The sequence below is a fragment of the Limosilactobacillus difficilis genome (genome assembly GCF_947387495.1).
Taxonomy (GTDB): Bacteria; Bacillota; Bacilli; order Lactobacillales; family Lactobacillaceae; genus Limosilactobacillus; species Limosilactobacillus difficilis.
Genome location: NZ_CANDNU010000015.1, coordinates 24,006 through 39,200 on the forward strand (window position 1 = coordinate 24,006; position 15,195 = coordinate 39,200).

Below are 15,195 nucleotides of genomic sequence, written 5' to 3' on the forward strand. Positions count from 1 at the left end.
TGGGTGGTACCACGAAAAAGCTTCGTCCCTGTGCGGACGGGGCTTTTTATTTTAAGCAGGAAAAGTTGATAGAAAGGGTGATTTGATGCGCGTTAAAGACACGTTGAACCTGGGTAAGACGAAATTCCCGATGCGCGGCAAGCTGCCACAGACTGAAGGAAAACGTGAACAGATCTGGGAAGAAAACAAAGTTTACGAACAACGACAAAAACTCAACGAAGGTCTGCCAACCTTTGTTCTCCATGATGGCCCGCCATACGCAAACGGCAATATCCACATTGGCCATGCCATGAACAAAATTTCCAAGGACTTCATTGTTCGTTACAAGTCGATGACTGGTTACCGGGCACCTTACGTTCCTGGTTGGGATACCCACGGTTTACCGATTGAACACCAGTTGACCAAGGCTGGCCATGACCGCAAGAAGATGTCTACCACTGATTTCCGCGACCTTTGCCGGAAGTATGCTTTGGAACAGGTTGACAAACAAATGAAGGACTTCAAACGGCTGGGAGTCTCCGGTGACTTTGACCACCCTTACTTGACCCTGGCTAAGGAATTCGAAGCGGCCCAGGTTAAAGTGTTTGCTGCCTTTGCTCATAAGGGCTTACTCTACCAGGCTAAAAAACCGGTATACTGGTCCTGGTCATCTGAATCCGCATTGGCGGAAGCGGAAGTGGAATACCACGATGTTGTTGCCAAGACCGCTTTCTTTACCGAACAAGTCAAGGACGGCAAGGACGTGCTCGACAACGATACTTACCTGGTCGTTTGGACGACGACGCCATGGACGATTCCGGCTTCTGAGGCCGTGGCAGTCAACCCGCAATTCGACTACGTAGTCGTGAAACCACAAGGAAGTGATCGCAAGTACGTGGTCGCTGCAACTTTGCTGAACAAGCTGGCTGAGAAGTTTGGTTGGGAAGACTACGCGATCGAAAAGCACGTTACCGGTAAGGATTTAGAAGGATTGACGACTCAGCATCCGTACCTCGACCGTGACTTGTTGGTTGGCCTGGCCGACTACGTGACCGATGATACCGGGACAGGGCTGGTCCATACCGCACCTGGCTACGGGGATGATGACTATCATTTCGGACTGAAATATAACTTGCCAGTCTTTGCTCCGATGAACGATCAAGGGGTCTTGACCAAGGAGAACGGCCCTGAATTTGACGGCGTCTTCTACCAGAAGGCTGACGATATTTCTCTGAAACTGCTGAAAGAGCACCAAGCCCTGCTCAAGCAGGAACCGCTCAAGCACTCCTACCCATTTGATTGGCGGACCAAGAAACCGATCGTCTTCCGGGCAACTGACCAATGGTTCGTTTCGATCGACAAGATGCGTGACGAGATCTTAAAGGCCGTTGATGAAGTTTCCTACAAGCCGTCATGGGGTAAGGTTCGACTTTACAACATGTTGAAGGACCGTGGCGACTGGGTCATCTCCCGGCAACGGGTTTGGGGAGTTCCTCTGCCGATCTTCTATGCTGAAGACGGGACGCCGATCATGACCGATGAAACCCTCAATCACGTCGCTGATCTGTTCCGCAAGTACGGGTCCAACGTTTGGTTTGAACGCGATGCCAAGGATCTCTTGCCAGCGGGCTATTCTAACGAACACTCACCACACGGCAAGTTCACAAAGGAAACCGACATTATGGATGTTTGGTTTGATTCTGGTTCTTCTCACCAAGGGGTTCTCGCCGAACGGCCGTACCTGACATACCCGGCAGACCTTTACCTGGAAGGTTCTGACCAGTACCGGGGCTGGTTCAATTCCAGTCTGATCACTTCCGTAGTCCTCAGTGGTCATGCACCATATAAGGGGCTGCTAAGCCAGGGCTTCACCCTGGATAAGCGCGGCAACAAGATGTCGAAGTCACAGGGGAACGTCATTGCTCCAGAAAAGGTGATCGATCAATTCGGGGCTGATATTATCCGGCTCTGGGTAATGTCCGTTGACACGAGCGCTGACGTCCGGGTTTCGATGGGATCCTTCCAACAAATTTCGGAATCCTACCGGAAGCTGCGGAATACTTTCCGCTTCCTGCTTGCTAATGTGGCCGACTTCGATGTGACAGAAAATACCGTATCTTATGACAAACTAGAAGAAGTTGACAAGTACATGTTGGTCAAGCTCAACCACTTCTTGAAGTCGATGCGTGACTACATGGACAGCTATGACTTCTTGAGTGCTTATAAGCTCTTGATCAACTTCGTCAACAATGACCTTTCCGCTTTCTACATGAATGTCGCTAAGGACGTTCTCTACATTGAACCGGCTAACTCACTGAAACGGCGTTCAATGCAGACAGTCTTCTACGAATACCTGAAGACCCTGGTCAAGTTGCTGACGCCAATTTTGCCGCACACGACCGAAGAAGTTTGGGAATACATGGATGAACCAGAATCTTTTGTTCAGCTGACTACGATTCCTGAACCACGGCAATTTGCTGGCGAAGCAGATCTACTTGATAAGTGGGATCGTTTCATGAAGCTTCGCTCGCACGTCCTCAAAGCCTTAGAAGACGCGCGTGGTGCGAAGTTGATCGGTAAGTCGCTGGAGGCTAAAGCTGATCTTTACCTGACAGATAAGCAACAGCAACTGCTCAAGGCGTTAGGAACTGAAATTGGTCAAGTTCTGGGTGTTTCAGCCCTTGCTATCCATGATGCTAGCGAAACACCTGCAGATGCTACGACTTTTGATGATCAATCAGCCATCAAAGTCAGCAAAGCACCAGGTGAAGTTTGCCAGCGTTGCCGAATGACCAAAGAAGATGTTGGGACCAATTCAGCATACCCAACGCTCTGTGCTCGTTGTGCCAAAATTGTCCGGGAATCTTTCCCAGAAACCGTTGAAACGGGCTTAGAGAAATAAAACGAAAATTATAAAGTAACGGACTGTGTTCTCTGGATGCAGCCCGTTTTTTCGATAGTTCAGCGGTGACAGCGGGCCCTGATCGGTGTAGAATAACATGGTACGCAATTAAAGAGGAGGAACAATCATGCTTACCGGCAAGGTCAAAAAATATGATCCAAATAAGGGCTGGGGCTTTATTACGATCCCCGGCGAGCCGGACGTTTATGTTCATGCCCGGGGGATCACGCGCCAAGATCGGCAGCGTTTGCAAGCTAATGATATTGTTTCCTTAGTAGTTGTTCAGGGACAGCGCGGTCCGCAGGCAGCGCGAGTCCATATTTTACGTGAGGGGGAAGCTTGATGAATTTTGAAGAAAAGACATTGAGTTCCAAAACTGTTTTTAGTGGTCATCTGTTGCGGGTTGACGTCGAACAAGTAGAGACGCCGATGGGGACCAAGGCCAGCAGGGAAATTGTCAAACACCCGTCGGCTGTTGGTTTGATTGTGGTTGATGATCAGGGCCGTTTGGCGATTGTAAAACAATGGCGGTCACCGCTCCATGATACAATTTTGGAAATCCCGGCTGGCAAGGTGGATGATCGCGATCACGGAGACCCGCTGGTAGCTGCTAAGCGGGAATTGAATGAAGAAACCCGACTACAGGCCGCTAATTTAAAGAAAGTTTGCCGCTGTTACAGTTCACCCGGTTTTACTGACGAATACTTGACGATGTTTTTAGCAACAGGTGTCAAACCGGTGGAGCAAAAGCTGCCTCAGGATGCTGACGAAAAGTTGGCATTGCAATGGATCAGCGTCAAGGAGGGTGTCCAGATGATTGCAGACGAAGAAATCACGGATGCTAAAACGATCTTGGCAATTTACTATCTGCGGGGGTTACGGAATGAATGATCACGAGGACTCACTGACGCGTGAAAAATACCGTCAGCAGCAATTGCGATCAAAGTACCAAAAAAAGCAAGTCCCAAACCAACGAACGAAGTCATGGCTAAAACGCCAGCGGGAGCGATTTGTGGATCCCCTGGAAGATGAGGGTGACCGCTTAGTTCACCACAATCGACGTGACCGGCAAGCGTCGTTTTCTGAAGTGCAGGGACCAGATAGTCAAGGGCAGTCAGAACATGCTGCGGACGAATCGGCACCGACGCGTGCTGACCAGCAAAAAGATGAGAAGGCAGCAACCACAGCGGCCAAAACGGCCCGTTTACGCAAGCGGTTAAATATTGCGATTGTTGTTTTGGTTCTACTGATTATTGCCGTCTATTTAATACTATTCTTGGTAGATTAGAAAGAGGATCTTTATATGAAAATCGGAATTATCTGTGCGATGCCAGAAGAAATTAAGGATTTGCTGGCAGCGATGGACAACGATCAGGTTACGATCTTGACTGATAAAGAATATCATCAGGGTACCATTAAAGGCCATGAAGTAGTGCTTGTTGAATCTGGAATTGGCAAGGTTGAGGCTGGAATTACAACTGAGCATCTGATCAGCGAATTTGGAGCTGACGTGGTGATTAATTCCGGTTCGGCCGGCGGAATTGGTAATGGCCTCCACGTTGGTGACGTCGTGGTTTCCACTACGACTGCTTATCACGATGTCGATGCTCGGGCTTTTAATTACGTTTACGGTCAATTACCACAGCAGCCGGCCGTTTTCAAGGCGTCTCCGCTCTGGGTGGAGCGCTTGATGCAAGCTGCCCAACAAACGGATTTAAACGTGAAAAAGGGTTTGATTGTTTCTGGTGACCAGTTCGTAGCTAGTGATGACGCTGTTGCCCAGGTCAAGAAGCATTTTCCAGATGCTTTGTCCGCCGAAATGGAAGGTGCGGCAGTGGGTCAGGTTGCTAATGACCACCATGTTCCTTACGTCGTGGTGCGGGCAATGTCAGATACTGGTGATGATGACGCGGGTGTCAGTTTTGATCAATTTATCGTTGATGCCGGACGGCGGTCAGCTAAAATGCTGCTGACAATGTTTGCTAATTTAAAGGAGGCTTAGTCGGCAATGAGTGAAGTCTATCTTGATAATGCTGCCACGACGCCGATGCTGCCAGAAGTTCGCCAGACTTTAGTTGACAGCCTGGAACACAGTTGGGGCAATGCCTCTACTGGTTATAGTTATGGTCGTGAAGCTAAGCGCCTGCTGGAAGATAGCCGCCACGTGATCGCACAAAGTATTAACGCCCTCGACAGCGAAATTGTCTTTACCAGTGGTGGTAGCGAGAGTGATAACACTGCTATTGTGCAGACGGCGCTAGCGCGGCAAAAACTCGGCAAGCATATCATTACGACGGCTGTTGAGCATGAAGCAGTGCTGCGACCTTGTCAGCACTTGGAAAAGCTGGGATTTAAGGTTACTTATTTGCCAGTAGATGAACACGGAGTTATTTCGCTGGATGATCTGAAAGCGGCCCTCGATGATCAGACAATCTTAGTTTCAGTGATGATGGGCAATAACGAAGTCGGTTCCGTGATGCCGATTCACGAAATTGGCGAATTGCTCCAGGACCACCAGGCTTGGTTTCATACCGATGCTGTTCAAGCATATGGTTTGCTTGACATTGATGTTAAACGCGACCACATTGATATGTTGTCGACGTCGGCTCACAAGATCAACGGTCCGAAGATGCTTGGTTTTCTTTACTGCCGTCAGGGGGTTGACTTCCCAAGTTTTGTGAAGGGCGGCGACCAGGAAACCAAACGCCGTGCGGGAACGGAAAACGTCCCTGGCATCGCAGCCTTTGCCAAGGCGGTTGCAAAGTTGACACCTGAGGAGAAGGCTCATCGGCAGCAAAAATATAACGGCTTTAAACACCAAATTGTCGATGGTTTGCGCGCCCAGGGCGTAGACGTTGCGGTTAATGGCATGATTGCTCCTGATAATCTTAACCATGTGCTCAACCTTTGGATCAAAGGTATTCCGACCGAGATTATGCAGGCCAACTTGGACTTGGATGGCTTTGCGGTATCCGGTGGTTCAGCTTGTACAGCGGGAAACGTTGAGCCCTCCCACGTTTTGACGGCGATGTATGGAGCCGACAGTCCCCGGATTAAAGAATCGATTCGGATCTCATTTGGTGTGATGAATACGGCAGAACAAATTGACGACTTGGTTGCCGATATCGCCAAAATCGTCAAACGAATTCAGAAGGGGTGATTTGGATGCCATACAGTCGGTCAGTGCGAGTAACGGGAGATTCAGACACCTATTCCATTAGTCCGCAAATCAAAGAGTACACTTTGAGCGACCTTGGTTTTACTAAGTCGCGGCGGGGTACCTTTGAATACGAAGGCAGTTTGGACCGCAAATCACCATTCCGTCCGGCAGCTAAGCTCAAGATCTGGGTGAAGCCCGAGCTTGACGGCTTTAAGATGGAGACGGTTAACGGACCAGGAACGACAAAGATTAATATCTTTCGGGGCAGTCGCTCCGCTGAGTTTGTTCTCCAGTATCACTTCATTTTGGATGAAATGGTGGAACGCCATATTTTTGACAAAAAGTAAGCAAAATCTTGAAAGAAGGTCGCGTTGACTGCTACAATTAGTGGCACTGGCATCGCGACCTTCAATCGTTGATGAACAGAATTCACACGAAATGATGGTGATAATATGACAAAGGACCATAGCCATACCCGGGTTGTTGTCGGGATGAGTGGCGGTGTCGATTCATCCGTCACTGCTCTTTTGCTGAAGCGCCAGGGTTATGACGTTATCGGCGTCTTCATGAAGAACTGGGACGATACTGACGAAAATGGTGTTTGTACCGCGACAGTTGACTATGAAGATGTTGCCAAGGTAGCAAGTAAGATTGGAATTCCGTACTACTCGGTCAATTTTGAAAAAGAGTACTGGGACCGCGTCTTCACTTACTTCCTCGATGAATATAAGAAGGACCGAACGCCGAATCCCGACGTTATCTGTAACAAGGAAATCAAGTTTAAAGCCTTCTTAGATTATGCCAAGCAATTAGGGGCCGATTACATTGCCACTGGCCATTATGCTGATTTGAAGCGGGATGACAATGGCAACATGCACCTGATGCGGGCCAAGGATCAAAATAAGGATCAGACTTACTTTCTTAGCCAGTTAGACCATGAACAACTGGATCGGGTGCTGTTCCCGCTTGCCCGCTACACCAAGCCCCAGGTTCGGGAAATTGCCCGTGAGGCTGGATTGGCGACGGCAAACAAGAAAGATTCGGTGGGCATTTGCTTCATCGGGGAGGATGGACATTTCCGCGAATTCATCAGCCATTACTTACCTGCCCAACCCGGTAAGATGGAAACGCTGGATGGCCAGGTAGTTGGCCAACACCAGGGTTTGATGTACTACACGATCGGTCAACGGCGGGGGCTCGGCCTCGGCGGTAACCGCCACAGCAATGCGCCGTGGTTTGTGGTTGGCAAAGACCAGGAGAAGAATGTTCTATACGTTGGTCAGGGGTATGACAACCCGACTCTTTACGCTACCCACCTGGAGGCCAGTGACATTCACTGGGTTGATGATGTAGTTAGCCGTTACGGTAGTGCATTTCACTGTACAGCCAAGTTCCGTTACCGGCAAAGGGATGTTGGGGTTTCAGTTAAAATCGAAGGCTCCAAAGTGACGGTAAGGTTTGATCAGCCTGCCCGGGCTATTACGCCGGGCCAAGCGGTTGTCTTTTATGACGGCGATGAGTGCTTAGGGAGCGCAATCATTGACCGGGCTTATAATGACAGCAAACAATTGCAATACGTCTAAGAATTGGGGATGGTACCGAAAGGGCCATTCCTTTTATGTTACAAGCCGAAGACATCTCGCAAAATTCGTCCCCGAATCAATCAAACTCTGTTATCATAGAACGTGAATGCATGTTGGAAGGAGTTTAGGCGTCATAATGACCAATTTTTATTTTATCCGGCACGGAAAAACGGAATGGAACCTGCAATCACGTTATCAGGGAGCGCACGGTGATTCACCATTACTGCCGGAGAGCTATCATGAAATTGCTTTACTGGCCAAGTTTTTGGCGCCGATTCCCTTTGTTCATGCTTACGCCAGCCCGATTCAACGCGCTCGCAGGACGGCTGAGTGTTTAGTGGAGGATTTGCCAGGCCAGATTCCGTTGACTTTTGATAGTCGCTTGCGTGAATTTGATCTCGGAAAAATGGAAGGAATGAAATTCACAAAGGTTGAAGAACAATGGCCTGGTGTGGAACAAAACTTCCATTACCATGCGGATCGCTATGACGAGCGGATCGTTGGGGGCGAGAGTTTTTCAGCAGTGATCAAGCGTTTTGGGGCGGCTATCCGGGAGTATGCGCGCAACTACCCAAACGATGTCAACATCTTGATTGTGTCGCATGGGGCGGCTTTAAATGCCGGTGTAAACGGTCTGTTGGGGGTTGATTTAGCGCACCTGAAAGACCGGGGCGGCTTATCCAATACGTCGACGACTGTCTTGACGACAGATGATGCACAGCATTTTAAACTAAAAGTGTGGAACGAGACGGACTACCTTCACAAGACGAAGGTTGATCCAACCGATACGATTTAACAGTGGGGAGGCAGAAATGATGGCCAACGACGAAAAAGAAAAGCGCCAACGCGAAACCAATAAGTTAGTGCACCGCTTGATCGGTGTAATCGATGAGCATCCGGACCAAGTAAATAATTATTATGACTTGGGTTCTCTGCTGACCAGATTGAAGTCCTTTGACCAGGCTGAAGAACTCTTTATGAAGGCTTTGGGGATCTTTGAAAAGAAGGGCGATCAGGAGGCAGTTAACCTGTTGAATTACGGGCTCGGTAACGTCTATTACACGGTCGGCAAGATTAAGAGTGCGCTGGAGTACTACGATAAGATTGACGATCCGAAACTAAAAGCCGATTCTTACTTAATGATGGCCCAAAGCTATATGAAAGAAAAACAATATAAGCAGGCGGTGGCCTATGGCTTAACGGCTCTCGAATTGCGTCAGGACGATGCTGAAATCAACCAAGTTTTGGGCGATTCCTTCCTAGCACTGGGTGAGTTCGAGCAGGCACGTGGTTATTATGACCGGATTTTGCGGCACCACCCGGGACGCGCGGATACCCAGTTCAATCGGGGCCTGGTCGCAATGGTTCTTGGCGAGGATTATCATTATTACCTCGACCAGGCGCAGCAACTCAATCCTGATTATTACGCCAAGAGTGAGAAGCGAATTGCCGACATTGAGACTTTCTTACGTAAGCAGGGCAATGACGATAATGACAAGTAGAATTAACCATCAATCGACTGCTGAGGACCAGGAAACCATCACTGGCAAACCGCAACAGTCGATTTTTTCAGCTAATGACAGTTACTACAAGGTGATCCGCCTTTCGAGCGGTGACGTCATCGTCGGCAATTTTGGTGAACTCAGCGCGGGGGCAGAGTATGAATTTATTGGCAGTTGGGTCAAGCACCCGCGTTTTGGCAACCAGTTCAGGGTGAAGTCTTATCGGCGCCTTGTCAACGGTGGGGGATCATATGAGAAAGTACTGCAGTATCTCCGTGATCGCAATGTCAGTGATACAGTTGCCAAGAAAATCGCCAAAAAATTAGGAAAGGACGCCCTTCAAAAAATTGTCGAGAATCCGGCATGTCTTGAACAGCTCAAGCTGACGGTTAAACAGCGGGAACGCGTTTTCGCTGCCCTAAAATTGGGGAGTGCTGAGGACTATGTGGTGCGGCAGGTCATCCAAGCTGGTTTCACGTCTAACCAGGCGCGGGAATTATATACCCGCTTTGGTGATCAAGCGATGAAGGTTATAAAAAAAGACCCTTACCGTCTGATACGAGAAATTTTTGGCTTGACCTTTGCTAAAATAGACGAATTGGCCAAAAAAGAGGGAATTGCTGCTAATAGTTCGCAACGCTTGGCCGCAGCTCTTCTCCAGACGGCTTACCATTTGACAATGGAATCAGGTGGTAGTTATTGTCCACGTCAGCAGTTAATTGAGCGGACTATTCAGCTGCTGGGTGACCGCAATCTGCAAGGACAGCTCGAAGAAATTTTACAGGGACGGGAAGGAAAGAACCTGCTCTATATCAATAATCATGACCAGGTTTATCCCAAGCCCCTTTATGATGCGGAAAAAAAGGCAGCTGCGGACTTAGCTAGTCTTCAAAAGGCTGGGGCCGCGCGTCATTTTGTGTCTGATCAAGAAGCACGTCAGGCTCTAAAGAAGGAAGGTCAACGCCTGGGCTTTAATCTTGATGCTCAGCAGCAAGCTGCTGTTCAGCTCGCCCTCCAACAGCCGCTGGCTCTGATTACTGGTGGTCCAGGGACGGGTAAGACGACGATTATCCGTGCGATCATCGATACTTTTATGGCCTGTTATGGCTGTGGGGAGAAGGACATTACTCTCGCAGCACCGACTGGCCGGGCCGCCAAGCGAATGGGAGAAGCAACGGGAATGGATGCTTTTACCATTCACCACGTGCTCGGCTTGACGGGCCGTGAACTGCCGAATCAGATGGATGTTAAAGAGACGATCAAGGCACGTTTGGTAATTATTGATGAAATGTCCATGGTTGATAGCCTGCTTTTTCACGCTTTAACGAGTGCCTTAGGAACGAAAACTACCTTTGTGCTGGTGGGGGATGCCGATCAATTGCCGTCCGTGGGTCCTGGTCAAGTCTTCCGTGACCTATTGAATTTTGCGCCACTGCCGAAGATTCGACTCGACCACATCTACCGGCAGGATCTTAATTCGACGATCGTTTCCTTTGCCCACGCCATCAACAAGGGACAGCTTCCCGAGGGATGGGCTGTTCATCAAGCGGATCGCTCTTTTGTCCGCTGCAATCCTTACCAAATAGCAGCCACGGTCAACTATCTGGTCAAATGGGGCCGGCAGCAGGGCTTTGATCTCAATGATATTGAAGTGTTGGCGCCAATGTACCGGGTGACTGGTGGGATTAACGAGATTAACAAATTTGTTCAGTCGGCTCAAAATCCCGACAGTGATGGGAGCGCAAAGGTAATCTTTGGGCGCGACAACGACCAGGTCTTTAAAGTTGGTGATAAGGTCATTCAGACCACCAACGATACCGACAAGGAAGTTTTTAATGGTGACATGGGCATTATTAGAATTATCGAAAGCAAGGATACTGACCCTGTCTTACGGGGACAGAACGCCTCGATAACGGTTGATTTTGATGGCCACGAGGTCCATTACAACGTTTTTGAGTGGAAGAGTGAGCTGGCTCTTGCTTATTGTGTCTCAATTCATAAATCCCAGGGGAGTGAATTCCCGATGGTTATCCTACCTTTACTGATGAGCGAGCGGAAGATGTTACGACGCAATTTGCTCTATACTGCTGTGACCCGGGCCTCGAAGGTTTTGATCATGGTTGGCGATGAGCAGGCCTTTGAAGCTGCAACAGCGCAACCGGACGTCAATCGGGCAACGAGCTTTCCCCAACGTTTGGCCCAAGCATGGTCCAAGATCGTGGGACAAACTGATAGTGCCAGTCAAGCTCAATCCGCGGCCAACGTTAATCAGACAGTTGCCAAACACACCCAGCAAGCTGCGACGAAAATTCAAGTGCGGACGGCTCTGGTCCCTCGCGCTGCCGGTTACCGCCTGACCGCGGAGATGGTCAATAATCACGAAATTGACCCAATGATTGGGATGGGAAAATTGAAACCCAGCGACTTCAAAAAAATTGAGACTTTCCCGATCCGGTGTCGCAGTAAGGATGAAAGATGATACAATAGGAGCGTAAGATTATTTCCCAATCATGGTGAGGAGCAAGAAAATGAGTACAATTGAAAATGCCGATAAAGTTCGCTTATTTGCCCTGAATTCTAACCCAGAATTGGCCAGCCAGGTAGCGGCCAAGATGGGCTTGCCACTCAACAAGTGCAAGGTTAGCCACTTTGCGGATGGCGAAATTTCGGTAGAGATTGAGGACAGTGTCCGGGGCTGTGAGGTTTATGTGATTCAGTCCGTCTCTGATCCGGTCAACACCAACTTGATGGAGTTGCTGATTATGGTTGATGCCCTGCGGCGGGCAAGTGCAGCGGAAATCAACGTGGTCATGCCGTACTATGGTTACGCTCGCCAGGACCGCAAAGCGCGGTCGCGTGAACCAATTACCGCTAAGCTGGTTGCCAACTTACTAGAAATGGACCGGATCAACCGTTTGATTACGATTGATCTTCATGCTTCACAGGTTCAGGGCTTCTTTGACATTCCTGTTGATCACCTGATTGCTGCACCACTGTTGGTCCAATACTTCATTCAGCATCATCTTACTGATGATGTGGTTTTAGTAGCTCCAGACCATGCAGGGGTTTCTCTCACCCGTAAATTTGCCGAATTTATCAACGCCCCGATTGCCATCATCGATAATCGTGATGATAACAAACATGAAGGCAGTCAGGACGAGAGTCAGTTTGCTGACACTGTTATCGGGGATGTCAAAGGGAAGAATTGTATTATTGTTGATGATATTGTGGATACGGGGACGCGGCTGTCAGTTTCGGCCAAGATTTTAAAGAAGTTTGGCGCCCTTGACGTGTCAGCTGCGGCTACCCACGCGGTCTTTTCAGCCAATGCAACGGATATTATTGAGCAATCACCATTGGAACGACTGGTTATTACCGACACCATCAAGATTCCTGACGATAAGAAGATAGATAAGCTACAAGTCATTTCAGTGGCGTCGCTGTTGAAAGAAGCAATTGTTCGCAACCATAACCACCAATCCATTGACTCGCTTTTCCAGGGAACGATGGATCTATAAATAATGTTTATCTACTGGTTTCGAAAAGAAGCCAGTTTTTTTATTGAGTCTACGTTGACAGATGTAAACATAGTGCTACACTATAAATTGATGATTACATTTGTAAACATAAAAACGGAGGTTTTCCTTATGACACAAATTTTAACGATCATTATCGCACTCGCTCTCATTGTTGCGATCTTATGGTGGTTTTTCGGCAAACACACGACAGAGGCCGGCCATTCGGAGATTAAGAACGGCCAGCAGGAATCCACCGTGGTCGTTAAGGGTGGTTATTCACCGTCGACCGTCATTTTAAAAAAGGGTGTGCCAGCTAAGCTCAAGTTTGACATGCAGGATTCTACTGCTTGCTTGTCACACATCGTCTTCGATTCACTTGGTGTTGACAAAGACCTGACCAAGCAGCGTTTTACCGAGGTTGAGATTCCGACCGACAAAGCTGGTGAGATTAACTTTGCCTGCGGGATGGATATGTTCCACGGAAAGGTAGTTGTGAAATGATGAAGCATCTCAATAGCACTCAACGTTTCTGGTCTTGCTTGGTACTGACGCTTCCGCTTTTCGTACAGATGGTCGGGATGCTGTTCGGTTGGATGATGCCGGCTTACCGGTGGATTGCCCTGGTTACCACCAGCTTAATCATGATGATTGGGGCCTGGCCTTACTGGAAGAGTGCGTGGAGCGCTTTTCGTCATCACCTAGCGAACATGAATACCTTAGTAGCTGTTGGGACCGGAGTGGCTTACTTCTATAGTCTTGTCGCCATGTTTACCAAGCGGCCAGTTTACTTTGAAAGTGCGGCTTTCATCGCTGTCTTTGTCATGCTTGGCGATATGTTAGAAGAGCAATCGCACCGGCGGGCCGCTAACTCCTTAAAAAAGCTGACGAAGCTGCAGGTCAAAGAAGCCGATGTCATCCGCAATGACAAACTGGTGCGGGTACCTTTAGACGAAGTTGTTGTCGGAGATTTACTGAAGGTACGTCCCGGAGCTAAAGTTCCAGTCGACGGCGAGATTGTCGATGGTCGAACATCGGTGGATGAATCGATGGTCACAGGGGAAAGCATGCCGGTTGCCAAAAGCGTCGGTGACCCGGTGGTCGGCTCAACGATTAATCTCAACGGTGCGATCACCGTCCGGGCTACCAAAGTCGGCAAGGACACGATGCTTGCCCAGATCGTCCAGATGGTTAAGCAGGCACAGACGAGCCATGCTCCAATTCAAAAGCTGACTGACCGCGTTTCAGGAATCTTCGTTCCGACGATTCTGATCATCGCTATTCTGATCTTCACAGTTTGGTACGCCATTATCGGAGTGTCGGCAACGAAGGCGATGTTATTTGCGGTAGCAACCCTCGTTGTCGCCTGTCCATGTGCTCTCGGCTTGGCGACCCCAACAGCACTGATGGTAGGAACTGGCCGGGCTGCCCGGTTGGGGGTTTTGATTAAGAACGGTCAGGCCCTCCAAACTATGAATGATATCAAAACCATTGTTTTTGATAAAACTGGGACAATTACGAACGGTCGGCCAGTCGTGACCGATATCATCGGTGATCGGCAGCGTGTTTTAACGGTGGCCAATGCTCTGGAAGCCAATTCAGATCACCCGTTGGCAAAGGCGGTGGTTCAAGCGGCTTTGACGGCTAAGGTCCCTACGAAGGATGTTGCTGACTTCAATACTATCGCTGGTCAAGGACTTGAAGCTCGACTCGATGGGCAACGAATCTTTGCTGGCAATGTTCGGTTAGCGGGAAACACTCTTGGCTCCGAAATGAAGACAACTGCGGCTAAGTTGCAAAACGAGGCAAAAACGGTGATCATGGTTGGTGTGGGCGATCAGGTCATCGGTGTGTTGGGAATCCAAGATGCGCCGCGCGCTTCATCCAAAGCAATCATGACCCAATTGAAAGCTATCGGCATCAAGACGGTGATGCTGACCGGCGATAATGAACGGGTCGCGAAGCAAATTGGCAAAGAAATTGGTATCGATCAGGTTATTGCCGATATCCTACCAAACGAAAAAGCCGACCACGTGGCTGCTTTGCAGCAAGCGGGTCGGGTTGCCTTTGTCGGCGATGGAATCAATGATGCACCAGCTTTGACGATGGCCGATGTCGGCATCGCCATGGGCAAGGGGACTGAGGTTGCGATTGAATCTGGGGACATTGTTTTGGTAAAAAATGATCTCGTTGGGGTTTTGCAGGCGGTTGAAATGAGCCGCAAGACTTTCTCCCGGATTAAGCTCAACCTATTCTGGGCACTCTTCTATAATTTGATTGGGGTGCCAATTGCTGCCGGGGCCTTCATCGCTTGGGGGCTTCAGCTCAGTCCAGAGTTGGCGGCTCTAGCGATGGCCTTCTCTTCCGTTTCTGTTGTCACTTCGTCATTATTACTTAACCAAGTTCATCTGCGTTCAGCTAACTTGCAAATAGCTGCTAATTAAAGAAGTTATCCACAAAAAAGGGGCTGTGACATAAGTCCCTAATAATAAAGAGAGATGGATAAATCCTTCGGATTTCATTCGTCTCTCTTTTCCTTTAAAATATAAGTATG

The 15,195-nt window shown here is 48.9% G+C and carries 14 protein-coding genes; all 14 read left to right on the forward strand.

Features of this window, described 5'->3' with window-relative positions:
* Positions 1-85: 85 nt before the first annotated feature.
* Complete coding sequence (ileS, locus tag QOR82_RS04490; RefSeq protein WP_283583575.1) at positions 86-2,881, forward strand: isoleucine--tRNA ligase; 2,796 nt, start codon at positions 86-88, stop codon at positions 2,879-2,881.
* 127 nt (positions 2,882-3,008) lie between these two features.
* Positions 3,009-3,224, forward strand: a complete 216-nt coding sequence (locus tag QOR82_RS04495) for a cold-shock protein (protein ID WP_283583576.1) — start codon at positions 3,009-3,011, stop codon at positions 3,222-3,224.
* A complete protein-coding gene (locus QOR82_RS04500) occupies positions 3,224-3,772 on the forward strand; it encodes an NUDIX domain-containing protein (protein WP_283583577.1) in 549 nt (182 codons plus the stop codon). The genes QOR82_RS04495 and QOR82_RS04500 overlap by 1 nt, the downstream gene beginning before the upstream one ends.
* Positions 3,765-4,169, forward strand: coding sequence for a hypothetical protein (locus QOR82_RS04505; RefSeq protein WP_283583578.1), 405 nt, complete (start codon positions 3,765-3,767; stop codon positions 4,167-4,169). Before QOR82_RS04500 ends, QOR82_RS04505 begins: the two co-directional genes overlap by 8 nt.
* 15 nt (positions 4,170-4,184) lie before the next feature.
* Positions 4,185-4,883 (forward strand): 5'-methylthioadenosine/adenosylhomocysteine nucleosidase, encoded by a 699-nt coding sequence (locus QOR82_RS04510; protein WP_283583579.1) that lies wholly within the window; start codon positions 4,185-4,187, stop codon positions 4,881-4,883.
* Positions 4,884-4,889: 6 nt separating this feature from the next.
* Positions 4,890-6,041, forward strand: coding sequence for a cysteine desulfurase family protein (locus QOR82_RS04515; protein WP_283583580.1), 1,152 nt, complete (start codon positions 4,890-4,892; stop codon positions 6,039-6,041).
* Between the two features lie 5 nt (positions 6,042-6,046).
* Entirely contained in the window at positions 6,047-6,388 is a 342-nt protein-coding gene (locus tag QOR82_RS04520; RefSeq protein ID WP_283583581.1) for a cysteine desulfurase, read from the forward strand.
* Between the two features lie 105 nt (positions 6,389-6,493).
* Positions 6,494-7,624: a tRNA 2-thiouridine(34) synthase MnmA gene (gene mnmA / locus QOR82_RS04525; RefSeq protein ID WP_283583582.1), complete on the forward strand. Its 1,131-nt coding sequence runs from the start codon at positions 6,494-6,496 to the stop codon at positions 7,622-7,624.
* 136 nt (positions 7,625-7,760) lie between these two features.
* Positions 7,761-8,420, forward strand: a complete 660-nt coding sequence (locus QOR82_RS04530) for a histidine phosphatase family protein (RefSeq protein WP_283583583.1) — start codon at positions 7,761-7,763, stop codon at positions 8,418-8,420.
* A 19-nt stretch (positions 8,421-8,439) separates the two neighbouring features.
* Complete coding sequence (locus QOR82_RS04535; RefSeq protein WP_283583588.1) at positions 8,440-9,126, forward strand: tetratricopeptide repeat protein; 687 nt, start codon at positions 8,440-8,442, stop codon at positions 9,124-9,126.
* Positions 9,116-11,605, forward strand: coding sequence for an SF1B family DNA helicase RecD2 (gene recD2, locus QOR82_RS04540; RefSeq protein WP_283583584.1), 2,490 nt, complete (start codon positions 9,116-9,118; stop codon positions 11,603-11,605). Before QOR82_RS04535 ends, recD2 begins: the two co-directional genes overlap by 11 nt.
* A 49-nt stretch (positions 11,606-11,654) precedes the next feature.
* Entirely contained in the window at positions 11,655-12,644 is a 990-nt protein-coding gene (locus QOR82_RS04545; RefSeq protein ID WP_283583585.1) for a ribose-phosphate diphosphokinase, read from the forward strand.
* Positions 12,645-12,773: 129 nt separating this feature from the next.
* Positions 12,774-13,145 (forward strand): cupredoxin domain-containing protein, encoded by a 372-nt coding sequence (locus tag QOR82_RS04550; protein ID WP_283583586.1) that lies wholly within the window; start codon positions 12,774-12,776, stop codon positions 13,143-13,145.
* Positions 13,145-15,085 carry a copper-translocating P-type ATPase gene (locus QOR82_RS04555; RefSeq protein ID WP_283583589.1) on the forward strand — a complete coding sequence of 647 codons (1,941 nt, stop codon included), beginning with the start codon at positions 13,145-13,147 and terminating at the stop codon, positions 15,083-15,085. The genes QOR82_RS04550 and QOR82_RS04555 overlap by 1 nt, the downstream gene beginning before the upstream one ends.
* The last annotated feature ends 110 nt before the right edge of the window (positions 15,086-15,195 follow it).